This is a genomic window from Mameliella sp. MMSF_3455, from assembly GCF_030733205.1.
In the GTDB taxonomy this organism is placed as follows: domain Bacteria; phylum Pseudomonadota; class Alphaproteobacteria; order Rhodobacterales; family Rhodobacteraceae; genus Antarctobacter.
This window is the reverse complement of sequence record NZ_JASHJL010000002.1, coordinates 190,279-217,008: the sequence shown is the minus strand read 5'-3', so window position 1 is coordinate 217,008 and position 26,730 is coordinate 190,279. Positions and strand designations below refer to the sequence as shown.

General features: G+C 66.3%; 20 protein-coding genes. 7 read left to right on the top strand and 13 right to left on the bottom strand.

All coding sequences use genetic code 11. The features are described 5' to 3' along the window. Positions 1–58: 58 nt before the first annotated feature. The 6 genes from RBB42_RS02190 to RBB42_RS02165 all read right to left on the bottom strand — a co-directional run bounded on the left by RBB42_RS02190 (position 59) and on the right by RBB42_RS02165 (position 8,061). Positions 59–1,336, bottom strand: a complete 1,278-nt coding sequence (locus tag RBB42_RS02190) for a CpsD/CapB family tyrosine-protein kinase (RefSeq protein ID WP_305970137.1) — start codon at positions 1,334–1,336, stop codon at positions 59–61. A gap of 288 nt (positions 1,337–1,624) precedes the next feature. After that, positions 1,625–3,727: an NAD-dependent epimerase/dehydratase family protein gene (locus RBB42_RS02185; RefSeq protein WP_305970138.1), complete on the bottom strand. Its 2,103-nt coding sequence runs from the start codon at positions 3,725–3,727 to the stop codon at positions 1,625–1,627. An 11-nt stretch (positions 3,728–3,738) separates the two neighbouring features. Further along, positions 3,739–4,698: a glycosyltransferase family 2 protein gene (locus RBB42_RS02180; RefSeq protein ID WP_305970139.1), complete on the bottom strand. Its 960-nt coding sequence runs from the start codon at positions 4,696–4,698 to the stop codon at positions 3,739–3,741. Continuing rightward, a complete protein-coding gene (locus RBB42_RS02175) occupies positions 4,695–5,924 on the bottom strand; it encodes a glycosyltransferase family 4 protein (RefSeq protein ID WP_305970140.1) in 1,230 nt (409 codons plus the stop codon). Before RBB42_RS02175 ends, RBB42_RS02180 begins: the two co-directional genes overlap by 4 nt. Further along, positions 5,921–6,907, bottom strand: a complete 987-nt coding sequence (locus RBB42_RS02170) for an NAD-dependent epimerase/dehydratase family protein (RefSeq protein ID WP_305970141.1) — start codon at positions 6,905–6,907, stop codon at positions 5,921–5,923. Before RBB42_RS02170 ends, RBB42_RS02175 begins: the two co-directional genes overlap by 4 nt. Next, positions 6,895–8,061, bottom strand: coding sequence for a Gfo/Idh/MocA family protein (locus RBB42_RS02165; protein ID WP_305970142.1), 1,167 nt, complete (start codon positions 8,059–8,061; stop codon positions 6,895–6,897). The genes RBB42_RS02170 and RBB42_RS02165 overlap by 13 nt, the downstream gene beginning before the upstream one ends. A 191-nt stretch (positions 8,062–8,252) precedes the next feature. Between RBB42_RS02165 and RBB42_RS02160 the strand changes: the two genes are divergently transcribed. Continuing rightward, on the top strand, positions 8,253–9,017 hold the full coding sequence (locus tag RBB42_RS02160; protein WP_305970143.1) for a WecB/TagA/CpsF family glycosyltransferase: 765 nt from the start codon (positions 8,253–8,255) through the stop codon (positions 9,015–9,017). Between the two features lie 36 nt (positions 9,018–9,053). On the opposite strand, the gene RBB42_RS02155 is transcribed toward RBB42_RS02160, so the two are convergent. From RBB42_RS02155 to RBB42_RS02145, 3 genes are read right to left on the bottom strand one after another with little or no spacing between them, the layout of a single operon-like run. Further along, entirely contained in the window at positions 9,054–9,818 is a 765-nt protein-coding gene (locus RBB42_RS02155; protein ID WP_305970144.1) for an SDR family oxidoreductase, read from the bottom strand. Continuing rightward, on the bottom strand, positions 9,815–11,368 hold the full coding sequence (locus tag RBB42_RS02150; RefSeq protein WP_305970145.1) for a GMC family oxidoreductase N-terminal domain-containing protein: 1,554 nt from the start codon (positions 11,366–11,368) through the stop codon (positions 9,815–9,817). Before RBB42_RS02150 ends, RBB42_RS02155 begins: the two co-directional genes overlap by 4 nt. After that, positions 11,365–13,416, bottom strand: coding sequence for an acyltransferase family protein (locus RBB42_RS02145; protein WP_305970146.1), 2,052 nt, complete (start codon positions 13,414–13,416; stop codon positions 11,365–11,367). The genes RBB42_RS02150 and RBB42_RS02145 overlap by 4 nt, the downstream gene beginning before the upstream one ends. 156 nt (positions 13,417–13,572) lie before the next feature. Between RBB42_RS02145 and RBB42_RS02140 the strand changes: the two genes are divergently transcribed. Next, positions 13,573–14,064 carry a serine acetyltransferase gene (locus RBB42_RS02140; protein WP_305970147.1) on the top strand — a complete coding sequence of 164 codons (492 nt, stop codon included), beginning with the start codon at positions 13,573–13,575 and terminating at the stop codon, positions 14,062–14,064. 11 nt (positions 14,065–14,075) lie between these two features. On the opposite strand, the gene RBB42_RS02135 is transcribed toward RBB42_RS02140, so the two are convergent. From RBB42_RS02135 to RBB42_RS02125, 3 genes are read right to left on the bottom strand one after another with little or no spacing between them, the layout of a single operon-like run. Beyond that, positions 14,076–14,585 (bottom strand): GNAT family N-acetyltransferase, encoded by a 510-nt coding sequence (locus RBB42_RS02135; RefSeq protein ID WP_305970148.1) that lies wholly within the window; start codon positions 14,583–14,585, stop codon positions 14,076–14,078. Further along, positions 14,582–15,868: a glycosyltransferase gene (locus RBB42_RS02130; RefSeq protein WP_305970149.1), complete on the bottom strand. Its 1,287-nt coding sequence runs from the start codon at positions 15,866–15,868 to the stop codon at positions 14,582–14,584. The genes RBB42_RS02135 and RBB42_RS02130 overlap by 4 nt, the downstream gene beginning before the upstream one ends. Before the next feature lie 11 nt (positions 15,869–15,879). Next, a complete protein-coding gene (locus RBB42_RS02125; protein WP_305970150.1) occupies positions 15,880–17,283 on the bottom strand; it encodes a hypothetical protein in 1,404 nt (467 codons plus the stop codon). Positions 17,284–17,485: 202 nt separating this feature from the next. Between RBB42_RS02125 and RBB42_RS02120 the strand changes: the two genes are divergently transcribed. From RBB42_RS02120 to RBB42_RS02105, 4 genes are all read left to right on the top strand, one after another. After that, complete coding sequence (locus RBB42_RS02120; RefSeq protein WP_306043360.1) at positions 17,486–18,676, top strand: glycosyltransferase family 4 protein; 1,191 nt, start codon at positions 17,486–17,488, stop codon at positions 18,674–18,676. A 91-nt stretch (positions 18,677–18,767) separates the two neighbouring features. Continuing rightward, positions 18,768–19,604: an SHOCT domain-containing protein gene (locus RBB42_RS02115; protein ID WP_305967837.1), complete on the top strand. Its 837-nt coding sequence runs from the start codon at positions 18,768–18,770 to the stop codon at positions 19,602–19,604. 264 nt (positions 19,605–19,868) lie between these two features. After that, positions 19,869–21,662 carry a sulfoacetaldehyde acetyltransferase gene (gene xsc / locus RBB42_RS02110; protein ID WP_305967838.1) on the top strand — a complete coding sequence of 598 codons (1,794 nt, stop codon included), beginning with the start codon at positions 19,869–19,871 and terminating at the stop codon, positions 21,660–21,662. Next, the gene (locus RBB42_RS02105) at positions 21,662–22,813 is read left to right on the top strand and encodes an acetate/propionate family kinase (protein WP_305968085.1); all 1,152 of its coding nucleotides are present in this window, start codon (positions 21,662–21,664) and stop codon (positions 22,811–22,813) included. Before xsc ends, RBB42_RS02105 begins: the two co-directional genes overlap by 1 nt. Positions 22,814–22,817: 4 nt before the next feature. On the opposite strand, the gene RBB42_RS02100 is transcribed toward RBB42_RS02105, so the two are convergent. After that, positions 22,818–23,669: a phosphate acyltransferase gene (locus RBB42_RS02100; protein WP_305967839.1), complete on the bottom strand. Its 852-nt coding sequence runs from the start codon at positions 23,667–23,669 to the stop codon at positions 22,818–22,820. A 230-nt stretch (positions 23,670–23,899) separates the two neighbouring features. Here RBB42_RS02100 and RBB42_RS02095 point away from each other — a divergent pair, with 230 nt between their 5' ends. Continuing rightward, positions 23,900–26,713 (top strand): molybdopterin oxidoreductase family protein, encoded by a 2,814-nt coding sequence (locus RBB42_RS02095; protein WP_305967840.1) that lies wholly within the window; start codon positions 23,900–23,902, stop codon positions 26,711–26,713. The last annotated feature ends 17 nt before the right edge of the window (positions 26,714–26,730 follow it).

The window sequence follows — 26,730 nt, the reverse complement described above, 5'->3', positions numbered from 1 at the left end:
TGCGCTGTCCTTGCAGCTGGAGAGCGCACTTGCGGGCCGGGCACGGGGGCGCCCGGCCTCAATAACTGTAGCGGTCGAGTTCGGTGCCCTCGGCCTTGTTCAGGATCATCCCCAGGATCGGGGTGCCATCACCCAGGCGCCGTTCAACCTCGGCAATTTCCTTTTCCGTCGTCAATCCGCCGCCTATCACCAGCAGAACGCCATCGAACAGCGGCCGCGCGGCGATCACGTCGTCGTAGGACAGGGCCGGGGGCAGGTCGATCAAAACGACGTCGGGATCGTATTCGTCCTCGATCCGGTGCAGGCAGGTCTCGGCGCGCGGGTCCTGCAGCAGTTCCGAGGCATAGGCCTCGGGCCGGTTGTTGAGGCCAAAGGCGATGTTGCGCCCGGCGTTGACCGGGTTGCGCCCCATCCGCAGCAGGTGATCGCCCGGCGCGGTCATGCCGCGAAGCATGTCTCCCAGCGATCCGGGATCGGAGACGCCCAGGATCTTGTGCAGGCTGGGCCGGCGCATGTCGAGGTCCAGCAGCAAGGTACGGCAGTTCTCCTGCCGCGACAGGCTGATGGCCAGATTGGCGGCGGTGAAGGTCTTGCCGCATTCCTTGCCGGGAGATGTGATTGCCACGCGGCGCCAGCCGTTTTCGTGCAGGGCCTGCAAGAGACGCGTTCGCAGCACGTCAAAGGCCGCATGGGCAGGATCATCGCGGCTGGCGGTGATGATGCGGTTCCGGTCGAGGTGGGCCTTGTCGACCGTCATTTCCGACAGCCCGGCCCAAGCGGAGGCAGCCGGGTCCGGCTGCTGTGGTGGCCGCGCCGAGGCCGGCGTGCCTGTCGGCCGGTCCGTCACCGGGACCATCTCCGTCAGCGCCAGCGGGGGCAAGTCCCGTGGTACTTTGGTGCGCTCCCGTGCAAGGCGCTCTTCCTCCGCGCGGCGCGCGGCCTCTGCGGCCTTGGCATCGGCCAAGCGTGCCTGTTCGGCTCGCTTTTCCTGTTCGGCACGGTGCGCGGCCTCGGCCCGCTCTGCCTCTGACTTCCGCCGCGCCTCTTCAGCGCGTTCCTCCGCCGCGCGTTGTTTGGCCTCTTTCTGGGCCTGCAATGCTGCCTCAGCCTCGGCGCGTTCAGCGGCTTGGCGGGCTTCTGCTTCGCGTCGGGCGCGCGCGGCCTCGACCCGTCGCAACGCCTCTGCCCTTGCCATCGCTTCGATTTCCGCGCGGCGGCGAGCCCTTTCCTGTGCCTTTTCGCGGGCCTTCGCCTTGTCTGCAACCGACCGGACTTGATCCGCGGCGGCGTCGTGTTTCCGGGCGACCTCTTGAGCAGTCTCGTCCAGTTGGGGCACGGAATCAGGTTGTTGGGCCACGGGGCGTGCGGACCCCGTGGCGGAAGTGCGTTTGCGCCGGAATTTTGGGCTGTCCATCATGTTCATGACCCTTGCTCCGCAGCTTTCCGGGCGGCGCGTGCCGATTGCGCACACCATGATTCCCTTGTGTCCCGCCAACGTGCGGGGTGCGATTCAGTTTTCCGTGTTCGGGGCCGCCAGAAGGAGACCCGGTCGATTGTCGTTAAAACAGCCAATTCTGGCCAGAATAAGGTGGAAACACAGGGATTGTTGACGGACCTCGCGGTGTCAAAAGCCAAAGAGGTTGGCCTTGGTGGTCGCCTCTTCGATGAAACGGTGCTTGTCGGTCTCGGGCTGCCAGCCCAGCACCTCCTTGGGCCGCATGTTCACGAAGGGTGAGAAATGCGCCCGGCTTTTCCAGTCGGCCAGCGAGGGACGAATGACGCCCTGCCGCCGCAGGGCATATTTCTTGAGCAGGTATTTCACCGCGTCCGAGGCGTAAAAGGCATTCAGATTTCCCGGAACAACGCGAATCCGTGCCCCCAGGGCCTGTTCGATGGCATTGAAATAGCCCCGGGCCGAAAACATCGGCTCGCCCACCAGGTTGAAGCTCTGGCCAATGGCGGGCGCGTCGATCATCCGCACCAGCCCGTCCGCCACGTCGTCTATCAGAACGAAAGGCAGGATGTTGCGGCCGTGCCCCCAGATGCGCACCGCCCCTGCACCATGCCAGCGCCCGATGCCCCAGTGTTGCAGCGGCCCGCCGTGACCAACGACGATTCCCGGGCGCGCAATGACCAGCGGCAGGCCCCGGTCCCGGTGCAGCTCCAGCAGCTTGCGTTCGCATTCCGCCTTGGACCGGGCGTAGAGGTTGCGATCTGTCATGTCCTCGGCAAAGCCCGTGTCCTCGGTGATCTGCACGTTTGGATCGGACATGTCGTAGCTGGCGATTGTGCCAGTGTAGATCAGCCGATTCACGCCCGCCTTCTCGCTTGCCATCGCGATCCGCAGCGCCACGCCGACATCGTTCTTCAGGCAGCCGGCCCAGGTGTCGTCCAGCGACTTGGCCAGGTTGAAGACCACCTCGATCCCCTGCATCGCCACCGTCAGCGCATCGAGATCATGCAGCGAGGCAGAGACCGTCTCGACGTTGTCTGTCAGATCGGGGAAGGGGCCAGTATTCCCGCGCGACAGCACCCGCACTTCGCGTCCATCGGCCACAAGCCGCCGGGTCAGGGCGCGCCCGATGAAGCCGGTGCCGCCGATGACCATGGCGGTCGGTTTTGGGTGTCGGGTCTGCACCGCAGGGGCGGCGGTCTTCAGGATCTCGGGGGGCAGTTTCGCGATCATCGCATCGACGGTGCGCATGACCTTGACCGCGCTTTCCCCGGAAAAGCGGGGATCCTGGGGTTTGCCTTCGGCCAGCGCGCCATAGATCGCGGCGGTCATGCCCCGGAAAGACAGGCCATAGGGATTTCGGGTGTTAAGCGAGCGGAGCTGTGTCCAGGCGTTCGCCAGACCCTCACGCCGATGCTGGCGGGACAGTTCCATCTGTTTCTTCAGCGGGTTGGCGACGAGGTCGGCGGCATTTTCCCGTTCGACCACCAGCACGTCCTGGGCAAAGTCCAGCCGCGCCCGGGCAGAGGAGCCGCGCAGGGTGACGGAACGGTCGTCGATGGTTTCCACCATTGCCAGTGTAAAGGTGATCTCGACCTGACCGGCGCGGGCCAGGATTCGGAACCCCTGCGGGCGCGGGTCCTTGCCCGGCAGCATCACGGGGTGCGTGGCATGGGCGTGCAGGATCTCGATGTCACCGAACAGGTCCTGCGCGAAGGCCACGAGGTGTGGCCCCAGTTCCAGCAGCAGGTTCTTCGGCTCACGCAAGAGCCAAAGGTTGAACGGACCCGACCGCAGTGGCGCCAGCGGCAGTGCCCAGGTGATCTCTGCCGAGAAGACGCGGCCATAGTCCCCGGCGGCCAGCGCCTCTTTCATGCGGACATAGGATGGCAGGCCAAGAAAGTTGTGCCCGGCGTGGAATTTGCGGTTTCCCGCAATCGCTGTCCTGTGGATGAATTCGGTCTCTTCACCGGATTCAGCCACAGGTTTTTCCACAAGCACGTGCAGCCCGCCGGTGAGGCACTGAGTCGCTATATCCTTATGTATATCTGGCGGTGTCAGGATGTGTACGGCATCGCAGGCCTTCGAATCGATCAACTCGGCGACAGTTGTGAACACCCTCGCGCCCAGCGGCTCTGCCAGGGCTTGGGCGGCGCTGTCGCGCTTGTCACAGACCGCCGTGACCTTGACGCCCGGGGTCGCGCGCAGGGCGTCAGCGTGCCAGTCTGCGATGTAGCCGGCCCCGATCAGGCCGACACGGATGGGGGTGGACATGGGTTGAACCCTCATTTGTATTCTATAATCCGCATGTTATCGCCAGCAAGCCGCCGGGCGTGGAACCGCGCCATGCCGATCAGGTTCGGGAATTTCGACAGGGTGAGCAGCAGGGCCAGCCGGTGCGCCTGTCCGGGCGGTAACCCGTCGGCGTGCAGCCCCCGGATCGAGCGGAAGTGGCTGTAGCCGTACATCAGCAGGACAAGTGCGCTGATCCAGGACGTGGTGAGGAACCCGGCCAGGAATAGCAGCGGCAGGACAAGGGCAAAGGTCAGGACACGGCGGCGTTCTGTCCGGAAATACTCGGGGTGCAGGTGGCCCACCTGTGCAAACCCGTGGCCGGTGCGCACCGCCCGACGCCACCATTGGCCAAAACGCAGCATGGCCGCGTCATGGCGCGTCATCTCCAGCGGCAGGCGTTCCAGCTGCCAGCCGGCCTTGCGCAGGCGGGTGCAGAACTCGTCATCCTCGGCGGCGATCACGCGGGGGTTCATGCCGCCCACGCCCCTCCAGGCCGCTGCCCGCACCATCATGTCGCCGCCGCAGGCCCGGATCGGCCCGGCGGGGCGATGCCATTCCCAGTCGCAGATCGCGTTGTAGACCGAGGCGTCCGGGTGGATTTCCGACCGCCAGCCGGTGACGAGGCCAAGGCGCGGATGCGCCTCGAGATGCGCGCGGGCGGCTTCGAGAAAGCCGGGCTGCAGGGTGCAGTCGCCATCAATGAACATGACGATGCGCGGCTGGGACAGCGCCTCGAATCCGGCGTTCCTGGCGCGGGCGGCGGTAAAGGGCGTGGACATGTCCAGTTCGACCACCTTGGCGCCAGCGGCGCGCGCCTCGGCCGGGCTGTTGTCGGTCGAGCCGGAGTCGACGTAGACGATCTCGCGCGCCTGCCCTTGGACAGAGGTCAGCGCGGCCACCAGCCGCGCGCCCTCGTTGCGGCCGATCAGGACCACATCGACGGGCGTCATGGGCGTTTCCCCTGCGGCGGCGACCCGGCGGCATAGCCACGGAACAGCGTCGAGAGCCAGCCCGCCTCGCGCGTGATGTTGAATTCGGCCTCGACCTTGGCGCGGCCTTCCAGGCCCATCCGCTGGCGCCGCCCGGGATCGTCGATCAGGGCCTTGATGGCGTCCCGCAGCCCCTCGGCGTCACCGGGTGCCACCAGCAGGCCCGAGGTGTCATGCGCCACCAGCTCCGGCACTCCGGCGATGCGGGTGGTGATGACCGGGACGTGAGAGGCCATCGCTTCCATCAGGACCACGGGCACGCCTTCGGCGAAACTGGGCAGAACAAAGAGATCCGCCGTCGCCAGGGCGTCCGCGACCTCGGATTGCGACCGGTAGCCGGTGAACGTGACGGGCAGGTCCTGTGCCTGCGCCTCCAGCGCGGCGCGGTCGGGGCCGTCGCCGATGATCGTCACGCGCAGGTTGGGCGTGTCCGGCGCGATCCGGCGCAGCGCCTCGATCAGGATCGGCACGCCCTTGACCCCGGCCAGCCGCCCGACGAACAGCAGGTGCGTGTCCGGGCCTGCGTGCGGGCTGGGGGAATAGCGGTCAGGATCGACGCCGCAATGCACGATGTGAAAACGGTCCCAGTGGGTTTGATCGGCAAAACACATCAGCTGCGACCGGCAATAGTCCGAGATGCAGGCAACGAATGTGGCGCGGGCCGCCTTTTCGTCGATGCGCCAGTGGTGCGGCTCAAAGAAGATGTCCGGGCCGTGGATGGTGAAACTGTAGGAAATGCCCGACATTTCCGAGGCCAGCATGGCCACCGTGCAGGAGGCTTTGGCGATATGGTTGTGCAGGTGGTCGATGCCCAGATCCGCGAGATGGGCGGCCAGCACCCCGGCTTCGAGAAAATAGTTCAGGTTGTAAAGTCGGCCTTTCACGCCCTTGGGCGCTGTCCGCCAGGCCAGTTTCAGCGCGGCCAGGTAGCGGCCCGGGCGGCGCATCCAACGCAGATGCGCACGCAGCAGGGTCAGCGGGTTCTTCGCCGCATCCAGCACCTTGTAGGTCCGGGCGTGTTCCTCGCGCTGCTCCGGCCCGACAAGATGTTCGGCCCCGGTTGTGCGGATCGAACAGGTTTCGACCTCGTGCCCGAGAGCGCGCAGGGCGGCAACCTCGCGCTGGATGAAGGTGTCGGAGGCGCGGGGGTATTCGCCCGTCAGATAGGCCAGTTTCGGCAAGCTCATGCGCGATCCTCTGCCGCGCGGGCCATCAATCCCTCGAAGGTATCGACGTCCTCGCCCGGAAAGGCGCTGCGCATCCGGGTGTTGGGGTAGCGCAGCGGCATGAGCCGTGCCCGCAGGATGCTCTCTCGGAAGAGGCCAGGCAGATGGCCGGAGACGGGTTTCAACAGGCGCGCCAGCGCCAGCCAGGCCCGGTAGGGCACCGTCACGTTCAGGCGCGGCCAGCCGAAACAGCGCCTGTGCGCGCGCAGGAAACGCGCGCGGGTGGGGCGGTCGTCGTCAAAGACATTGACGATGCCGGGACCGGAGGTGGGCGCGTGCGCGGCCTCGACGGCGATTTCGGCACAAAGGTCCACATGCGCCAGCGGCAGTTCGCCGTGCGACCCGATGGTGACAAAGAGCTTGGACGCCCAGAACCCCTGCATCCCGTGCCACGTCCGCCCCGGCCCCCAAAGCGCGCCTGGCCGCAGGATCCAGCCGTCTTCAAAGCCGGCGTCGCTGAGGAACAGCGCTTCTTGCAGCCGCTTTGACCCGGCATAGGCGTCGCGGGCCTGTTCCGGCGCATCGGGCAACGGGATCAGCGGGCTGGCTTCGCTCAGCGCCTCGCCCGGCGACAGCGCGTCGGTATCGTAGACGGCAAGCGACGAGATCAGCACAAGCCGAGCAGCGCTGTCCCGCCAGACCTCGCGCAGCGTTCGGGTCGCGCTCAATGTGTCGCGGGCGACTGCAGCCGGGTCGCCGCCCAGGTGGGCCGCGGCATGGATGATGGCACAGTCCCCGGGCAGGGCCGCGCGCAGGCGGTCTGCGGCATCGGGGGCGGTCAGGTCCAGTTGCAGCGGCGTGATCCCTGCGTCCCCGGCCCAATCCGCCGGCAGGGTGCTGCGATACAACGCAAGGACAGGCAGTTCCCGGCGTCGCGCCTCTGCCACGCAGGCGCGGCCGAGAAAGCCGCCCGCACCGGTGATGACAACCGTCAACTTGCCCACGGCATCGGTTCCATTGGTTCGCAGGTCGTGGTCATGGTCTGGGCGCCTGTCGTTTCACCGGCGTTCTGGATCGCCAGCGAGACTTCCGTCAAGTGCAGGGCAAAATCGTTCGAAATGCGGCAGGGGCGGCCCTCTTGCAGTGCGCCCAGCACCTCGGCGGGGCCCAGCATGAAGTTCATCGCGGCGGCTCCCCAGCGCGTGACCTTGGGGTGCGTGGGTTGCGGCAGGCGCAAGGTGCGGGGCAAGGGATGTTCGATCTGGCGCCGCCGCAGCGTCAGGCGGCGGGCAAATTTCACCTTGGCCGCGTTGTCCCATGCGGCATTGCAGAACAGCACGCCCTTGTCTCCGAAGACGCGGATACGGTGATCGTGCGGCGCGGTGATGGAACAGGTCAGCCGGGTGACCGGCCCGTTGTCAAAGAACAGCATTGCCACCGACAGGTCCGGCGCAAAGGGACCCGTCCCCTCCTTGTCGGGGATCGTCTCGGCAGAGGCGGCGACCACGGTGCGCACCGGTCCGAACCACGAGATTAGCCAGGTCAGGTAATAGCCCGCGTGTTCCATCGTGCACCCGACGCGGAATTCATCCTCGTAGGGCCAGGGGGCGCCGGAATCCGACAGCCACTTGTGATAGGCGGCCTGCGGGATGAACCCGTCGTCCAGTTCGGCGTAAATGGCTCGGGGCTTGCCGGCGACGCCGGTGCGCAGGGCGTGGCCCAGGGTCTGTGCCGCCTCGCCCAGTGCGGAACAGGGCGCCGAGGCGAGTGCCAGCCCCTTGTCCCGGGCCAGCTTGTGCAGCTCTTTGGCCTGCTCCAGCGTCATGGCCAGAGGCTTTTCGGAATAGACGTGACGGCCCGCCTGAAGGCAGGCGCGCGAGGTTTCGAAATGGGCGCGGGGATTGGTGAGGTTGAGCACCAGCGCGCCCGGCGCGCGGTCCAGAAGGTCCGCCAGGCTGTCGCGGACCGGCAATCCCCAGAAGTCGCAGAATACGCGCAACCGGTCGGGATCATGGTCCCAGACGCCGGCAACGCTGATCCACGGCATGGCGGCCAGCGAACGCATGTAGAGATCCGCGACAAAGCCACAGCCCAGCAACACGACCTGCCCGGCCTGCGCGCCTTGACCCGCGCCCGACTCCGACTTGCTCGAATTCACTGTGCCACCCTTGGCCCGCCTGTGTTTCCGCAAAGATAGAACACTTAAACATGGCCATATTTCGACGTGCACCGGGAAATTGCGGCAGCGCGGCACCAGTGATTTCAAAAAGGGCAAAACTATTGTGGAAAGGTCACTGCGAATGTCGCGGGAACAGGCTATTGCTGCGGGCGGGGGAACAGGGTGCCGTTATGGAATTCCGATTTGGCGATGACACGGTTGTCGTGAACGTGCCGACATGGGCCGTGCTGGAGGCACGGGTGCGCGAGCGGTTTGCCCGCCGTGCCGGTTTTTCGCTGGCCACGATCAACCTCGATCATATCGTCAAGCTGCGCGGTTCGGACAGTTTCCGTACGATCTATGCCGCACAGGACTTCGTTGTGGCCGATGGCTATCCGATCGTCTGGCTGTCGCGGCTGGCGGGGCGGCCCGTGTCACTGATCCCGGGATCCGAGGCGATCATGCCGTTGGCGCAGATCGCGGCGGCGCAGGGCGTGACCGTTGCGCTGTTCGGATCGTCCCGACCGGTGCTGGAGGCGGCGGCGGAATACCTCGAGCGCGAGGTGCGCGACCTGAAGGTGGTCTGCCAGATCGCGCCGCCGATGGGATTCGACCCGGTCGGGCCGCAGGCCGAAGAGATGTTGCAGCAGATCGCGGACTCTGGCGCGCGTCTGTGCTTTGTCGCGCTGGGGGCGCCCAAGCAGGAGAGTTTCTCCGCGGCGGGCCGTCGGGTCGCGCCCGAGGTGGGCTTTGCCTCAATCGGGGCGGGACTGGATTATTTTGCCGGGACCCAGCAGCGGGCGCCGAAATGGGTGCGCCGGATCGCGATGGAATGGGTGTGGCGGATGATGCTGGACCCGGGACGCCTGGCTGGACGCTATGCCAAATGCGCCCTCGCGTTGCCGGGGCTGGCGGTGCGGGCGATGCTGCTACGCTTCCGCGACCGCAAGACCTGAACGGGGTGACGGACACGGGTCAGCCTTCCCAAGGGATCAGAGCTTTCGGCGCCGCGGGCGCCGCAGCAGCAGGGTATCTTTCAGTTTGGTTTTCAGCCCGCGTGGCGGCAGAAGTTCCATGTTTCGCTCGAACGTGGCGCCGTTCAAGGTTTGATCCCGCATCAGGGCCAGTTTCACCCCCCATTGCGCGGCAGTCTCTGGCGGCAGCCCCTCGGAGACGCCCATGCCGGTGGCCAGCGCGCCGGGCAGCCAGTCGGTGATGACGATGCCGGGGAAACGGTCGTACAGATCGGCGATCAGGGCGCGGCTCAGCACCCTTTGCGCACCCTTCGACACGGAATAGGCGGCGGAGGCGGGCAGCGGGGCGATGTCGGCATAGCTGGAAACGTTCAGGATGCGCCCCGTGCCGCGCGGCGCCATGTCCTGCAATGCGGCCCAGGAACAGGCGTAAACCCCACCGAGGTTGACGGACATGCTCTGCCAGAACATCTCTGGTGTCTCGTCCAGGACATCGCGCTTGGGGTAGACGGCGGCGTTGTTGATCAGCAATGCCAGCGCGCCGTGACGGACAGTGGCCTGCGCAAAGCCCTGCCGGACCGCTGCGAAATCCGACACGTCCATCGGCAGTGCCTCGAACCTTCCTGCGCAGGTTGCGCCGGTTTCCTTCAGCGCTTCGGCCCGGCGCCCGGTGCCGACCACGGTAAACCCGGCGTCGCTCAACTGGCGGGCCAGCGCGCGGCCCAAACCGGAGCCGGCGCCGGTGACAATTGCAAACCCGTCTTCCGGCGTGATCCGGGTCATTGCCGGTCCTCCAGGATATGGCTAGCGACGCGCAGCGCGTGGGCGGTGATGGTCAGGCTGGGGTTCACGCCCATCGAAGTGGGCATGAAACTGGCATCCGCAACCCAGAGGTTTTCCAGATCATGGGCGCGGCCATCGGCGCGGGTGACCGAATGCATCGCGTCATGTCCGAACCGCAGCGTGCCGCAGGGATGCCCCCAGTTCAGTTCCGGCGCCATCGACAGGAACAGATGCCTGTGCCCCCGCAGCCCCTTGCGCAGCGCTTTGCGAAAGGCGCGACGGCGGAGGCGCAGCTCATCCGACAGGGTATATGTCACGGCCAGTTTTTCCGGGTTCGCGGGATCGTACAGCACCCGGTTATGGGCGTAAGGGAAATCCTCCATCAGCCCGACGAACAGTTGCGCATGGCCCAGAAGGACTTGTGCGGCTGCGGCCAGTGGGCGCGACAGGGCGCGCAGGCGCGGCTGGCCGCGCAGGTCGAACATGCGGTTCAAGAAATGCACCATTTCGCCATAGGAGGCGCGGATGCCCATTGCCTGCACCGTGCCCAGCCTCATGTCCTCGCGGTGATAGAAGTCGCGGAATGAAATCGCCTTGGTCGCGCCGCCCTCCGGTACGCCGCGTTTCGGCCACAGGGCAAAGCGTTCGTCGACATGCAGCATCAGGTTGCACCCGACAAGTCCCGAGGAATTGGCAAGGCCCTTCGGGGCGGCCTCACAGCCCGATGCCAGCAGCAAGCGGGGCGAATGCAGGGCGCCTGCGGCAAGGATATAGCGCTTGGCGTCGAGCCTGCGCGTTTCGCCATCGGCGCGGACCTCTGCGCCGGTGATTTTCGTCCCGTCGGTCAACAGGCGGGTGACCGCGAGCCCGGTAACAAGATGCGCATTGCCCGTGGCCAGCGCCGGTTCCACCCCGGCAGAGCGTCCATCCATCTTGCAGGCTCTGGGGCATTTCTTCCCCAGGCAGTTCTCACATCCCTCGACCCGGGCGATGCCGGTATGGGTGTGGTAGGGGTGCAGGCCTGCGGCGCGCAGGCTTTCGGTCAATGCGGCCTCTGCCGCCTGCAGGGGCGGCGGGGTGTCCAGCGGCATCGGCGCCTCGGGCGAGAGCGGGTCGGGCGTGCCATGCACCCGGAATTGCCGCGCGGCGCGGTCGTACCAAGGGGCCATTTCATCATAGCCAACGGGCCAGCCGCCTGTTGGATGGGGCTGTCCGGGCAGGTCGTCCAGGTCGTGCCGTTCGGGCCGTTCCAGTGTCGCCGCGTAAAAGACAGAACTGCCGCCCGGACCGCTGCCCAAGGGGGCAAAGAACCGCGTTTCCACGCCATCCAGCGAGACATGCAGCGGATCGGGCCAGAGGCCGCGCGCGGCGCGGGCCTCGGGGACAAAGACATCTGTCAGGCCATTTCTTTCGCTGCGCAGGCCCTTTGCGCCCTTCTCGACGAACAGCACCTTTTGCCCGGCCTCTGCCAGGGCGCGGCCCAGCGTGCCGCCACCCATGCCTGCGCCGATGACGATGGCATCCCAGTCCGTGTCGAACGGTGACGTCATCCGTCCGAGGCCCCTTGCATCGAAACTTCAGGGATCAGCGATTGAAAGACCGGCTGCAGGACCGTGCGAATGCGGATCGCGGCGGAATTGGTCAGGTGGTTGTTGTCGAAATACTGGCCCTGCCCGCCTTGCACGGCAGAACAGGTGCCCTCTGCGCAGAACTGTGGCCATGTGTCGAGCAAGGTGATCTCGCCCCGCTCGGCCAGCGGTAGCCAGGGCGCATCGGACAGGGTGGCCCGCAGCACGATGGCCGCCGCCGGAACGCTGGCCTCTGTCCGTGGGCGCGCGGCCAGGGGCAGGCCCGCATGGGCCGCCTCGCGCGCGGCAAGACGGCTGTTGTACAGCGGGATTTCCGGCGGCTGGCGCAGGACGTGTACGCGGGGCACATGGCGGCGTAGCTCTGCCACCGTGTCGCGCGCGGCCTCCGCCAGCAGTTGTGCCTGTGTCACCTTGGTGGACACGGGCCGGTCCGTGGGGTGCAGCGCGATCCTGTCATGGGCATTCAGCCCGACGCCCTGCCCGGTCGCATAATAGCTCCACCGCCCGATCAGAAGGATCGAGTCGAGGCTGTCGAGCGCGGGCAGGGCCTGGCGGATCTGGATGTTGGCCTGGGTGCAGGCCATGTCCTGCCCGGCGGTGGCGGCGCTTTCGACCTTGCGCAGCCTGAACAGCGGCGGGCACCCGGCGCGCCAGAGGATGATGCCGGGCACTTCGGCCTCATGCGCGGCGACCTCCAGCCCCTCTTTCATGGCGCGGACATGGCTGTCGCCCCAGACCAGCAGACGCGGCGCGCCCTCTGGCCCGATCGGGCAGACTTCCAACCCGTCAAGCGGGCCGTCATCGGGCGTATAGCAACGGCTCCAGTCCTGGAGGAAGTCGCCGGATGCGGCGATATGCACCCGCGCCTCGGGGCCGAAACGGGTTGGCACCCCGTCACCCTTGAACAGGACTCCGCCAATGGCCAGCGCGACAGTCGAGGCCAGCACCGCCCCTGAGAATACAGTGCGCCCGGTAAGCGTTTGGGCATGGCGCACGGGCTGCTCGACAAAGCGCCAGGACAGCCAGGCAAGCCCGAAGGAAAGCGCCATCCATGCCAGTGATTCCGGCAGGCCCATCTCGCCCCGCAGCGATGTGGCCAGTGTGTAGACCGGCCAGTGCCACAGGTAGAGCGAGTAGGAAATCAGACCGATCATCCGCATCCACGGATGCGTCAGCAGCCGGTTGACCGCACAGGCCCCGGTCCCCGATGACAAAAGCAGCACGGTGCCCAACACCGGCGGGATGGCCAGCAATCCGGGAAAGAGCGGCCCCGCGGGAATGAACCAGATCGAGGCCAGCACCATGACCAGCCCGACCGAGGACAGCGCCGGATGGCCCCGCCATGTGGCGCGGGTCTCATGCCCCCAGATCGCCAACAGAACGCCCGAAAGCAACTCCCACGCCCGGAAGGGGAAGAGGTAGAAGGTGGCCGTGTGTGACAGTGGCGTGATCAGCACGCAGGCGGCCAGCGACATGGCCCAGCAGGCCACCAGAACGCCGATCACCCCCCAGCGCCAGCGCGCCAGCAGGACAATCGCCAGCGGCAGGAAGATGTAGAACTGCTCCTCGACCGCCAGTGACCATGTGTGCAAAAGCGGCTTGTCCTCGGACGCGGTGTCGAAATAGCCCGCCTGCCTGAAGAACAGCACGTTCGAAAGGTAGACCGTGGAGGCGATCACGGCCTTGCCGTATTCGCGGAACTCGAACGGCAGCAGCAGAACCCAGCCGAGCGCCGTTGTCACCAGCAACATGGCGAAAAAGGCGGGGGCGAGGCGGCGAAAGCGGCGGATGTAGAAATTCGGCAGGCTGACGCGGCCCGTGGAATCATACTCGCGCCAGAGGATGCCGCCGATCAGAAAGCCCGAGATCACAAAGAAGATGTCGACGCCCGCGAAACCGCCAGAAAGCGGCAGGCCGAAGTGATAGAGTACGACGGCCAGCACGGCGACCGCGCGCAGCCCGTCGATATCCCCCCGGTAGGGGAGAGGCGTATGCGCAGGCGCGCTCATGCCTGCGGATGTCCTCGACCAAGGGGCGAGAGCGTCATTTTCTTCCTTCCGGAGGCTCCGGGTTGTGCGCACCCTGCGGTCAGAGTGTTGCCATACCCCTTAGGATACCGCATTTCAGGGCAGTAATATGGCGGATCGCGGGCGTTGGATACCGGAATGGCGGAAAATCTGATCTCGGCCAAAGTGCCGGACTGGTCGCGCGAGCGGATCGAGCGGTTCTGGGAACCGGGCAAGAAGATGATCCGCGCGGTCCGCCGGTATCAGGCCTGGCGCGGACGTGGTCCCCTGGGACGGATGGTGGCGCGATACTGGGTGCTCAATCACTGGTTCTGGTCGCTGATGTGCCAGAGCGAGCTGCATCTGACGACCGAGATCGGCGGCGGGCTGCGCCTGACCCATCCGACGGGGATCATCGTGCACCCGGAGGCGAGGATCGGCGTGAACTGCATGATCTTTCACCAGGTGACGCTGGCCGGGCCGGTGGTGCTGGGCGGTCACGTCGACGTGGGCGCGGGGGCCAAGCTGATCGGGCCGCTGACGGTGGGGGATCACGCGGTGATCGGCGCCAACGCGGTGGTGACGCGGGATGTGCCCGCCGGGGCCACCGTGGCGGGGGTTCCGGCGAAGTTGATCACCCGGTCAGATTGACCTGCCGGCGGTCACCGTGGCGGGCGGCGAAAGCGCAGGGTTTCGGGACTCCCCGCCCCAGGATCGGGGAGAAAGCCGGACTTTTCCAGCACGCGGGCGGAGGCGGGGTTGCTGCGGTCCACGCCGGCGCGGAGTGTCATGGGAGCGGTGGCGTCGAGATGCGCTGCGAGGCCCTGGACCAGTTCGGTGGCAAAGCCCTTGCCCCAGGCCTCTTCGGCGAAAAGGTAGCCGAGATGTGCAGAGTCCCGGTCGCCCTCGGGATCGGAGAAAAGCATGAGCAGGCCGATCAGGGCCTCGCCGGTCTCGACCAGCCAGACCTCGGATGCGGCGCGGCGCGCGGCGATCCAGTTGGCGATCTGCTCTGCTGTGCCGTCCAGTTGCACGGACGGCGGCAGCGGGCGCAGGACGGGCGGTGTGAGGATCCGGGCAAGGCGGTCTTCGATCGCCGCGCGGCTGGCCGGATCGTCGAGTGCCGTTCCCCAGGGGGTGACACGCAGCCGTTTGGTGGTGAAGCCGGTCAATAGCCCAGCCCTTCAAGCGGGCGGCCATCGAGCAAGGCGCGATAGACATCGATGGTCTTTTCGCCCTTTTTCGCCCAGGGGAAATAGCCGTCGGCATAGGATTTGGCGCGCTCTGCGGTCTCGGCCATATTGGCGGGGGCCTCGGCGCAGGCCTCCATTTCCAGGCGGAACCCGTCCACCATGCGGTCGAAGGTGCCCATTTCGACCCGCGCACCCCGACCCTGGTCGGCGAGGTCGCCCGGCGCGCCGTAATTCGCCACGATCACCTGGCAGCCACAGGCCATCGCCTCGATCACCACCCCCGCGCCCAGTTCGCGGATCGAGGGAAAGACAAAGGCGTCGGACTTGCGCATCAGCTCGGCCACCTCGTCCTGGCTCTTGCGACCATGCATCGTGATGCAGTCCTCCAACCCGTGTTCGGCAATCAGCGCCTCCATCCTCGTACGTTCAGGGCCATCGCCGACCACATGCAGGTGGTGGCGGCGTAGCGCTGCGGAGGCGGCAAAGGCGCGGATCGGCAGTTCGGGGAGCTTGTAGGGGACAAGGCGGCCCGCATAGAGGAAATCCAGCCGGCCGTTGCCACGGCGCCCCGCGGGCGCGGCGCCAATCGCGTGAAAGATGGCAGGGTCAAAGCCGATCTCGGGGAAGGAAACGATGCGCCCATCCTCGACCCGGGGCAGGTCGGCGCGCGTATGCGAAAAGGCGCAGAGCACGGCGGCGGCATCGTCATAGGTGCTGCGGGCAAAGGGCAGATACTTGTAGAAATTCCGCAACTTCCGCAGCCCTTCCTTTTCGCGCGCCTGTTCGGCGGCAAAGGCGCGCGGCCAGTCGAGGTTGCCGTTCAGCGGGCCGATCACGAAGGGCTGTTGTACCTTGTGCGCCAGCCAGCTGGGCAGGGTGGGCGACATGGGCGTGATGCGGTGCACGATGTCGAAACGCCCGGCCCGCAGGTCATCGCGGAAATGGCGCCAGACGCCGCGTTCGAAGGCAAGATAGGGCAGGTAGTTGAAGATCATCGAGGTCGACCAGCCGACCTCATCGCCGCCCCGGATCAGCCTGCCGAGCCGGTACATGGGTGAGGCGATCCACTCGTTGTCGATATAGACCACGGGCACGGATGGCCCGTCCTTCTCGATGTTCTCGCGGTTGCGCACATGGGTGGCCACGGTCACATCCGTCCGTTTGCCGATTTCCAGCGCGTACTTGTAGCCGACGATGGGCAGAGAGGGCCACTCCGGGTTGCATTCGTCGGCGACCAGGAGGACGCGGGGTCTTTGGGACATCAGGGACCTCTCTACATCGCCGTGCGCCGCCGCAGGTGGCCTGCAGCGGTGGCCTGCCGCCGTTTGGGTGCGGTTTCGCGCAGGCGCTCGGCGTAGCCGGTCAGCGCGCCGGCAATCAGCCAGGTCATCGGTGTCAGCGTTGCGTTGGGGATCATGTCCGCCACGTTGATCGCCAGCATCAGCGAGAGCGGCCCGACAAAGGGAGACACCGCATCGGGGGCCTGCATCGGCATGGCGCGCCAAATCAGCACCAGTGGCCATAGCAGCAGGCCGAACTGGGCCAGAAACCCGACCCAGCCATAGGTGCCAAGAGAGACGATCCAGAACCCGTCGGTCACGGTCAGGATCACCCCGCTGAACGGATCGAGGATGTGGTTTCGCCCCCAACTGCCCCAGCCGAAGACCGGTTTCATATAGGCCCGTTCCAGCAGCGTGTCCTCGTTCTGGAAACGGAAGCGCAAAGAGCCGGCGCGGTCCGGGTCGATCTTTTCGGCCTGCGCCAGCATCTGCTCCTGCGGCACCAGGTCGGCGCCTTTCAGGATCGGGTAGGCCAGGGCCACCGCGCCGATCAGCAGCGCGATGCGCAGTTGCGCACGGGGGGCAAGCAGGACCACCAGGGGCACCAGCAGAACCATGAAGATCAGCGCCGCCAGCGACTTGGCCAGGATCAGGACCAGGGTCAGGTAGCCCGCCACGGCCAGCGCCTTGATCCGGGTCTGGCCTTCGTGCCAGCGCCACAGTGCCCATGCCGAGACAACGGAGGTCATCAGGAAGAAGGCCACCCAGATGCCGTGGTAGAGGAACACGATGGGCCGGTAGCCGCCAAAACGGATGGTCTGGGCGAAGAAATGCTGGAAATAGCCGTAGACCCAGTTGTTGAGCTGGGGAGAGACGCGCATCTCCAGCAACATCAGCGGCGTGTAGATCAGACCGCCGAAGACCAGCGCGCGCAACAGTTCCCGCATCGCGCCGCCAGAGGCCAGGTGCTGGCGGGCCAGCAGGAAGGGCAGCACCATCAGGATCTGTTCCAGAACCAGCGCCGCCGCGTCCTTGATCCCCAGTGCAGGCAGGCCGACGATGCCGAAGAACACCGGCTCTCCGTTGTTGAGGACCGTCATCACGGGTGAGAACAGGAAAGTCAGCAAGAGCACCTTGCCAAGCCGCGATCGGGGCAGCAGCGGGCCGCTGGCTTCCTTGCGCCACAAGGTCAGGGCAAAGACCATCAGTGCCGGAATATTGTGCTTGTCCAGCGGCGGCATCATCGGAAAATCGAAGACCGCCGGCGGTTCCGGCAGGAACAGGTAGCACAGCATCAGCGACCAGATGATCGCACGATCAAGGCGCAGCCGTGACATCATCACGGCCACGAAAATCGGGCTTGCCGCCAGTGCAAGAAAGGCAATCTGGTTGGGCATGGTCGCTTTGCGTTTGGACGCGGGATGCGCCGGGTTCCAGTGTGACCTAGCAAGGGGGCGGGGCAAAGTCGCGGCTGTAATGAAGCAAAAGAGTGAAATCCGGCGCAATTCGGGCGTCGTGTCCTCATGGGCGCGAAACGGTCGTAAAAAGGCCAGTTTCTCTTATCATTGCAGGGATCAGACCCGCACCGGGAAGAGGCCCATGACCCCCGACACTCTCCGCATCGCCTATCTGTGCGATATGTCGCCGCTGGACCGGAACCTGTATTCCGGGGGAAATGCGCGGATATTCGATGCGTTGCGGAGCCACGCGGGCGAGGTCACGGTCTTGCCGCAGATCTGGGGCGCGGCAGACCCCCTGCGTCGCCTCATTCAAGCCATGCCGGAGCGGGTGAGCCTGCGCGCGCGCTGGCGTGCGCATTATGCCTTGCGCCGGGTGATCGCGCGTCCGATCGAGGCAGAGCTGCGGCGGGGCCGATACGATGTGCTTTTCGGGGCCTATGCTTTGCACGCGCTGGCGGGGGTGCGGGTGCCTTCGGATACGGTCGCGGCCTTCACCTCGGACGCGACGCAGACGGTCTACCGCGAATCCGAAATCGGGCAGGCGCATGAACGCATCTTCAAGCTGGGCCGGTTCCTTGACGATTGGGTCGAACGGCGGGAGCGCGCGGCGCTGGCGCGGGCGGATCTTCTGCTCTGGCCGTCGGAATGGCTGCGGACGGCCGTCGAAAGCCGTTATGGAATCGCACCGGACCGCAGCCGGCTGGTGCCCTGGGGCGCCAATATCCCCGCCCCGCCGCTGCCCGCCCCGCGCAGCTTGCGCCAGGGACAGCCCGTGCGCCTGCTGGTCGTCGGGCGTGACTGGGTGGCCAAGGGCGGGCCTGTGGCCTTCGACACGATGATGGCGTTGCGCGATGCGGAAGTGGATGCGCGGCTGACCGTGATCGGCTGCTTGCCGCCAGAGGATCATGTTAACCCGTTCGTCACCGTCTACCCGCAGTTGAACAAGGCCGTGCCCAAGGAGCAGGCCATCTTTGACACCGCCCTGGCCGAGTCGCATTTCATGGTCATGCCGTCCTTCGAATCCTACGGCTTCGCCTTTTGCGAGGCCGCCGCCCACGGCCTGCCGTCGCTCTGCCTGCGGGTGGGGGGCGTGCCGGTTCGTGACGGGATCACGGGCCATGCCTTGCCGCTGGGGGCGAAGGCCACTGATTTCGCGCGCATCATCCTGTCCTATCTCGATGCGCCCGACAGCTATGCCCGGCTCGGCCGCGCGGCGCGGGCCGAGTTCGAAGAGCGGCTCAACTGGGATGCCTGGGGGCGACGGACCGCGGCACTCCTGCACGAGGCGGTGGCGCGCAAACGCGATACGCGCCGGGTCCGGAGCGCCTGACACCGCAGGCCCCTGCTGGTGCTGCGGCGCGGCATGTGCTAGCGGTTGAGCCCGAGTCTTTCCTCAAAGCCCGAAGCGGCCGGAGCACATCATGTCCCCCCTCACAGATCACGGTTTGGCCGTGCAATCCCGCCTTTCGCAGGCCTATGGGCTGAGCCCCGACGCGGTCCTGTCGATGATGGATGCCGTCAGCCGTGGCGGCGGAATGCAAGCGCAGTTCAACGTCCCGGAACTGGGCGGCATGGGCCAATGGCAGTCCGGCGGCATGACGATGGTCGGCGACATGTTCAACATCGGCTTGCAGAACACGGTGAACAACCTCTGCGGCGAAATCGCAAATGCCTATTACCAGGGCGCCTTCTACCAGCCCGCGCCGCAGCCGCAGGGCAGCTGGCAGGGTCAGCAGCAGGGCGGCGCCTCGATGACCTTCTCGGGCGGCAGTTTTGGCTCCTGGTGGCCGTCGGAGCTGGGTCAGCCCTCGTCGCAGGGCTCGCAGAACAACCTCAGCTACGCGATCTTTCCGCAGTCGCGTCGGCTGGCGGTGAACTTGAACGGGCAGGTGACGGTCTATGACACCGGCGATCACCTGATCGGCGGCGTCGGGCAGCAGCAGTCGGGCGATGCCAGCTGGACCTTTACCAGCCAGTACGGAACGGTCTACCTGAACCAGCTTCCGGTGGTTTCGGGGGCGGGGTCTGCGCCCGAGCCATCCTTTGCCCAACCAGAGCCGGCGCCTATGCAGCCAGAGCCGGTCTACAAGCCCGAACCCAGCTTCCAGCCCGAGCCGGCCCCCGCGCCGGTTCAGCAGGGCGGCGATTCCGACCAGATCTTTGCCGCGCTGGAAAAACTGGGCAGCCTGCGCGACATGGGCATCCTCAGCGAGGACGAATTTGCCGCGAAGAAGGCGGAGTTGCTGTCGCGGTTGTAACCGTGGGTGCGGTCGCCGGGTTCGCCTGGACGGTTTTGCGGCGGTCTGTGATCGTGTTCCGTGCCGGGGCGCTTTGCCTCAAAACCCGCAAATCCGCCTTCGCCGGTACGCGCGCCCCGTGCAATGCTTCGCATCCTCTGTTCGGCGTGTTCTGGTCTTAACCCGCCCCTCCAACTGGCCCTATTCGGCACTCCATCCCGCCAGTAGATTGGCCCGCAAACGCCGGCACCTTCTGCCGGCGCCTTTGCCTTGGGAGCGCGGCCTATGAAAATGACCACCGAAGAAGCCTTCGTGAAGGTGCTTCAGCGTCACGGGATCGAACATGCCTTCGGGATCATCGGCTCGGCCTTCATGCCGATTTCCGATCTCTTCCCGCGCGCGGGCATCATGTTCTGGGACTGCGCGCACGAAGGCTCGGGCGGGATCATGGCAGACGGCTATACCCGTGCCTCCGGCAAGATGAGCATGATGATCGCCCAGAACGGCCCGGGCATCACCAATTTCGTCACCGCCGTGAAAACCGCCTACTGGAACCACACGCCGTTGTTGCTGGTCACGCCGCAGGCCGCGAACAAGACCATCGGGCAGGGCGGGTTCCAGGAAGTCGAGCAGATGAAGCTGTTCGAGGACATGGTGGCCTACCAGGAAGAGGTCCGCGACCCTTCCCGCATCGCAGAGGTGCTGACCCGCGTGATCGCCCAGGCCAAGCTCGCCAGTGCGCCCGCCCAGATCAACGTGCCGCGTGACTACTGGACCCAGGTCATCGACATCGACCTCCCCGAGCCGATCGAATTCGAGCGCTCTTCGGGGGGTGAAAATTCGGTCGCCGCCGCCGCCGCGCTGCTGTCGGAGGCGAAGAACCCGGTGATCCTGAACGGCGCCGGGGTGGTCCTGTCCGAGGGCGGGATCGCCGCCAGCATGGCGCTGGCCGAGCGGCTGGAGGCGCCGGTTTGCGTGGGCTACCAGCACAATGACGCTTTCCCGGGTAGCCACCCCCTGTTCGCGGGGCCCTTGGGCTACAACGGATCCAAGGCAGGGATGGAACTGATCAAGGAGGCGGACGTGGTGCTGGCGCTGGGCACGCGGCTGAACCCGTTCTCGACCCTGCCGGGGTATGGCATGGACTACTGGCCCAAGGACGCCAAGGTGATTCAGGTCGACATCAACCCCGACCGCATCGGCCTGACCAAGAAGGTCAGCGTGGGCATCATCGGGGACGCGGCCAAGGTGGCGCGCGGCATCCTCGACAAGCTGGCCGACACCGCGGGCGACGAGGGCCGCGAGGCGCGCCGCGCAAGGATTGCCGAAACCAAGAGCCGCTGGGCGCAGCAACTGACCGAGATGACCCACGAGGACGACGACCCAGGCACCAGCTGGAACCAGCGCGCCCGGGCCGACAAGCCCGACTGGATGAGCCCGCGCATGGCCTGGCGCGCCATCCAGAGCGCCCTGCCGCGCGAGGCGATCATCTCTTCGGACATCGGCAACAACTGCGCGATCGGGAACGCTTATCCTTCTTTCGACGAGGGGCGGAAATACCTGGCGCCCGGCCTCTTTGGCCCCTGCGGCTATGGCCTGCCTTCGATCATCGGGGCCAAGATCGGCTGCCCCGATGTGCCGGTCGTCGGCTTTGCCGGGGACGGTGCCTTTGGCATTTCGGTCACCGAACTGACCGCCATCGGACGCGGCGAGTGGCCCGCGATCACCCAGATCGTGTTCCGCAATTACCAATGGGGCGCGGAAAAGCGGAATTCGACCCTGTGGTACGATGACAATTTCGTCGGCACCGAACTGGACGAGGGCGTCAGCTATGCCGGGATCGCTTCGGCCTGCGGTCTCAAGGGCGTCATCGCCCGCACGATGGATGAGCTGACGGCGGCGTTGAACCAGGCGATTACCGACCAGATGCAAAACGGCGTGACCACGCTGATCGAGGCGATGATCAACCAGGAGCTTGGCGAACCCTTCCGCCGCGACGCGATGAAGAAACCGGTTGTGGTGGCGGGGATCGACCCCTCGGACATGTGCCCGCAGACACCGGCCAAAGCGGCGGAATGATGGCTGACCCGGCGGGAGGGGATGTTCTTGTCCTGAACGTCGGGTCCTCCTCGATCAAATGCGTGGTCTTCGACGCTGCGCTGCACGAGGTGCTGCGCGGCGGGGTCGACGGGATCGGCCAACAGGCGGTGCTGCGCATGGGCGTCCTGCGCCAGAAGGTGATGGCGCCGGATCACGGTGCCGCATTGTTGGTGGTGCTGGACGCCTTGGCGGCGCAGGGCGTTGCTCTGACCTCGTTGCGCGTGACCGGGCACCGCGTCGTGCATGGCGGGCCGAACCTAGCGGACCCCTTGCTGGTCACCCCCGAGGTGTGCGCCGAGATTGACCGTTGCGCACCGCTGGCGCCCTTGCACAACCCGCACAACCTGGCGGCGATGGAGGCGCTGGCCGCGCTGGCGCCCGACCTGCCGCAGGTGGCCTGTTTCGACACCGGCTTTCACGCCAGCTGCCCAGAGGTCGCGCAGCGCTATGCGCTGCCGCCCGACTGCGCCGAGGCCGGTATCCGGCGCTACGGCTTCCACGGGCTCAGCTATGCCGGGCTTGTTACGCGGCTGGAAGCTCTGGCCGGGGCCTTGCCGGAACGTGTCCTGGCCTTTCACCTGGGTAATGGCGCCTCGGCCTGTGCGATCCTGCGCGGGCGCAGCGTGGCGACGACGATGGGGTATTCCCCGACCGACGGGCTGACGATGGGCACACGGTCCGGCAGCATCGACCCGAACGCGGTTCTGCGATTGGCTGAAGAACGCGGGGTGGACGGCGCGCGCGACCTGCTGAACAACCGCTCCGGGCTGGCAGGCCTTTCGGGCGGGATCTCGGACATGCGCGCGCTGGAGGAAAGCGGCGCCGACGACGCGGCCTTTGCCATCGAGCATTTCACCTACTGGGCGCGGCGCCATGGAGGCAGCCTGATCGCGGCTATGCAGGGGCTGGACGCCGTCGTCTTTACCGGCGGCATCGGCGAGAACTCTGCCCGTGTCCGCGTGGCGATCCTTGACGGGTTGGCCTGGGCCGGGGCTGGGTACGACGCTGAAAAGAACGCGCGAAATGCCCCTCGGCTGCATGTCGAGGGGGCGGCCGTCACCGCCTGGGTGTTGCCCGCCGAAGAGGAACGGGTCATCGCCCGCGCCGCGCTGGACCTGGTGCAGGCATGACTGGTCAATCCAGCGCCAGCGTCACCGCCGTTGCCGCCACGATGTCATCAACCGTGGCGCCGCGCGACAGGTCGCAGACCGGCTTGCGGAACCCTTGCAGGATCGGCCCAAGCGCCTGCGCCCCGGCCAGTTCCTGCACCAGCTTGTACCCGATGTTGCCGGAATCGAGATCGGGAAAGACCAGCACGTTGGCATCCCCCGACCCCATACCCTTCTTCGCGGCGATCCCGGGGTTCAGCGCCGCATCCGCCTGCACCGGCCCCGCGAAACCCGTCATCTCTGCCGCCGCACGCACCTTGTCCACGCTGTCACCCGCGCCGCTTGCACCGGTGGAAAAGGACAAGAGCGCCACCCGCGCCTCTCCCAGAAGCGCCTGTGCGGTGCGTTCGGACGCCCGTGCGATGGCGGCCAGCCCTTCGGCATCCGGCGACAGGTTCACCGCGCAATCGGCAAAGATCAGGGTACGCCCGTCCGGCATCAGCATGGCAAAGAAGGAAGACGGCAGGCTGACGCCCTCGGCCAAACCGATGGCGATCGAGGCCGCCTCGATCACCCGCCGCGTCGGCGCATCGGCGCCTGCCACCATCGCCTCGGCCTCTCCGGCGGCGACCATCGCGGCGGCGCGGTACAGTGGGCGGTCCAGCATCCGGCGGGCCAGGCTTTCCTTCATGCCGCGCGCTTCGACCAGCGTGGCGATCATGGCGTCACTCGTCGGGATCAGGCCGATGGGGGTCGCCAGCCCCTCGGCGCGCAGCCTGTCACAGGCCGCTGCCACGCGCGGTTCCTCGATCTCGGGAAAGACGACACGCGCCCGCCGCGCCCGCGCCCGGTCAAAGGCCCGTTCCAGGAATGTCATGCCGGTTGTCCTCCGCCCGTTTGCCTTGATGAGTTTGGCGTGTGGCAAGGGCAAAGATCAACGCGTCTCGGAGGGAATGCAGGCCTTGCCAGGCGGCGGATTTCGGGAAAATCATCCGCTTGGGCGAGAAAAAATAGAACCCAGTTGCGCAGGCTTGCAGAGCGGCAGAATTGATATACGAATGATGCATCAACTTGCGCGCCCGTCAGACGGCGTCAGAGGGAGGGGACATGGCACAGCCTCGGGTTGAGACATCGCCCAGGGTCTCGGACGAAGTCCGCAAGACCACCTGCTACATGTGCGCCTGCCGCTGCGGCATCAACGTGCACATGAAGGACTGCAAGGTTGCCTATATCGAGGGCAACCGCGATCACCCGGTCAACAAGGGCGTGCTCTGTGCCAAGGGCAGCGCCGGGATCATGCAACACAACGCGCCTTCGCGCCTGCGCGCGCCGCTGAAGCGCGTCGGCCCGCGTGGCTCGGGCCGGTTCGAGGAAATCAGCTGGGACGAGGCGCTGGAAACCGCCGTCTCGTGGTTGAAACCCCTGCGTGAGACCGCACCCGAAAAGCTGGCCTTCTTCACCGGGCGTGACCAGAGCCAGAGCTTTACCGGCTGGTGGGCGCAGGCCTATGGCACGCCGAATTTCGCCGCTCATGGCGGGTTCTGTTCCGTCAACATGGCGACGGCAGGCATCTACACGATGGGCGGCGCCTTCTGGGAGTTCGGCGCGCCCGACTGGGAACACGCAAGGCTTTTCCTGCTGTTCGGCGTGGCCGAGGACCACGACAGCAACCCGATCAAGATGGGACTCGGGCGGTTGAAGGCGCGTGGCGCCAAGGTGATCGGGGTCAATCCGATCCGTTCCGGCTATAACGCGGTGGCGGACGACTGGATCGGGATCACGCCCGGCACCGATGGGCTCTTGATCCTCTCGCTGGTCCATTGCCTGCTCAAGGCGGGACGGATCGACCTCGATTACCTGGCGCGCTTCACCAATGCGCCGGTCCTGCTGGATTGCGACCCGAAATCACCTGACTATGGTCTTTTCCTGCGCGGCGAGGATGGCAAGCCGCAGGTGATCTGCCGCGAGTCCGGCAAGCCGACCGCCTTTGACGCGCCCGGCGTGCGGCCCGACCTGACTGGCCAGATTCGGCGCGCGGGTGTCACCCATACCTCTGTCATGCACCGCATCGCGGAACGCTACCTCGATCCGCAATATGCACCAGAGGCCGTGGCCGAGCGCTGTGGCCTGACGCCCGAACGGATCCGCGCTCTGGCTGCGGAACTGGCCCGCGCGGCCTTCGACGACCCGGTGATTCTGGATCAGCCCTGGACGGATTTCCGCGGCGAAAGGCATGACCGCATGGTGGGACGCCCGGTGGCGATCCATGCGATGCGCGGGATTTCCGCCCATGCCAACGGGTTTCAGACCTGCCGCGCCCTCCACATCCTGCAGATCCTTCTGGGCGCGGTGGAAACCCCCGGTGGCATGCGTTTCAAACCGCCCTATCCGAAACCGGCCGAGGCCCATCCGCGCCCCCATGCGCAGGCAGCGCCCGGCCAGCCGTTGAAGGGGCCGCACCTTGGCTACCCGCAAGGACCCGAGGACTTGGCACTGTCGGACAAGGGCCAGCCGTTGCGCATCGACAAGGCCTTTACCTGGGAAAACCCGCTGTCGGCGCATGGTCTGATGCACATGGTCATCTCCAACGCGCACGCGGGCGATCCCTACCGGATCGACACGCTGTTTCTCTACATGGCGAACATGGCGTGGAATTCCTCTATGAACACCAGCGGTGTCATGGAGATGCTGACCGACACCGACGAAAACGGCGACTACAAGATCCCGCGCATCATCTATTCGGATGCCTACTCATCCGAGATGGTCGCCTATGCCGACCTGATCCTGCCCGACACGACCTACCTGGAACGCCACGACTGCATCTCGCTGCTCGACCGCCCGATCTCCGAGCCGGACGCGGCGGCGGATGCCATCCGCTGGCCGGTGGTGGAGCCGGACCGGGACGTGCGGGGCTTCCAGTCGGTGCTCCTGGACCTCGGCGCGCGGCTTGGCCTGCCGGGCATGATCGACGAGGACGGAACGCCGACCTACGCCGACTACGCGGACTACATCCAGACCCACCAACGGCGCCCGGGCATCGGTCCTCTGGCCGGCTGGCGCATGTCGGATACCGGCCTGACACACGGGCGCGGCGCACCCAATGCCGCGCAGATCGACAGCTACATCGCCAACGGCGGCCACTTTGCAATGCACATCCCGGTAGAGGCGCAGTATTTCAAACCCTGGAACCGCGCTTACCAGGACTGGGCGGTCACGGCCGGGCTCTGCGATTCGGCCGCACCCTACCTCTTTCAGCTCTACGTCGAACCCTTGCGTCGCTTTCAGCGAGCGGCCGAAGGGCAGGGCGACCGCCAGCCGCCCGACCACCTGCGCGGACAAATCCGTGCAAAGCTCGACCCGATGCCGATCTGGTACGCGCCCGACGCCGGCGATCCCGGCACATACCCTGTCCACGCCCTGACACAGCGCCCGATGGCGATGTACCACAGTTGGGGCAGTCAGAACGCCTGGTTGCGGCAACTGCATGGTCACAACCCGATGTACCTGCCCACGCGCCTGATGCGGGACCACGGCCTCTCGGACGGCGATTGGGCACGCATCACCTCGCCTCACGGTGACATCACAGTGCCGGTGATGGAAATGGCCGCGCTCAACCCGCACACGATCTGGACCTGGAACGCCATCGGCAAGCGCAAGGGGGCCTGGGCGTTGAAACCGGGCGCCCCCGAGGCGACGCAAGGCTTCCTGCTCAACCACCTGATCCACGAACTGCTCCCCCCAAAGGGCGACGGACTCCGCTGGTCCAATTCCGACCCGGTCACGGGCCAGGCCGCCTGGTTCGACCTGCGTGTGCGCATCGAAAAGGTCACTCCACCCGCCGGAAGCCAGCCGTCTTTTGGTGAAATCACTTCGCCTGTCGGGCAGGGGCCGGCGCAACTGGCATGGAAGACCAAACCCTGATGTTTCTTTGGGCCAAA

Coding starts and splice junctions, on each gene's coding strand:
- RBB42_RS02185 (WP_305970138.1), bottom strand. CDS start 3,727: ATGTCCACCCCCATCCGTGTCGGCCTGATCGGGGCCGGCTACATCGCA.
- RBB42_RS02180 (WP_305970139.1), bottom strand. CDS start 4,698: ATGACGCCCGTCGATGTGGTCCTGATCGGCCGCAACGAGGGCGCGCGG.
- RBB42_RS02175 (WP_305970140.1), bottom strand. CDS start 5,924: ATGAGCTTGCCGAAACTGGCCTATCTGACGGGCGAATACCCCCGCGCC.
- RBB42_RS02160 (WP_305970143.1), top strand. CDS start 8,253: ATGGAATTCCGATTTGGCGATGACACGGTTGTCGTGAACGTGCCGACA.
- RBB42_RS02155 (WP_305970144.1), bottom strand. CDS start 9,818: ATGACCCGGATCACGCCGGAAGACGGGTTTGCAATTGTCACCGGCGCC.
- RBB42_RS02150 (WP_305970145.1), bottom strand. CDS start 11,368: ATGACGTCACCGTTCGACACGGACTGGGATGCCATCGTCATCGGCGCA.
- RBB42_RS02145 (WP_305970146.1), bottom strand. CDS start 13,416: ATGAGCGCGCCTGCGCATACGCCTCTCCCCTACCGGGGGGATATCGAC.
- RBB42_RS02140 (WP_305970147.1), top strand. CDS start 13,573: ATGGCGGAAAATCTGATCTCGGCCAAAGTGCCGGACTGGTCGCGCGAG.
- RBB42_RS02130 (WP_305970149.1), bottom strand. CDS start 15,868: ATGTCCCAAAGACCCCGCGTCCTCCTGGTCGCCGACGAATGCAACCCG.
- RBB42_RS02125 (WP_305970150.1), bottom strand. CDS start 17,283: ATGCCCAACCAGATTGCCTTTCTTGCACTGGCGGCAAGCCCGATTTTC.
- RBB42_RS02120 (WP_306043360.1), top strand. CDS start 17,486: ATGACCCCCGACACTCTCCGCATCGCCTATCTGTGCGATATGTCGCCG.
- RBB42_RS02115 (WP_305967837.1), top strand. CDS start 18,768: ATGTCCCCCCTCACAGATCACGGTTTGGCCGTGCAATCCCGCCTTTCG.
- xsc (WP_305967838.1), top strand. CDS start 19,869: ATGAAAATGACCACCGAAGAAGCCTTCGTGAAGGTGCTTCAGCGTCAC.
- RBB42_RS02105 (WP_305968085.1), top strand. CDS start 21,662: ATGGCTGACCCGGCGGGAGGGGATGTTCTTGTCCTGAACGTCGGGTCC.
- RBB42_RS02100 (WP_305967839.1), bottom strand. CDS start 23,669: ATGACATTCCTGGAACGGGCCTTTGACCGGGCGCGGGCGCGGCGGGCG.
- RBB42_RS02095 (WP_305967840.1), top strand. CDS start 23,900: ATGGCACAGCCTCGGGTTGAGACATCGCCCAGGGTCTCGGACGAAGTC.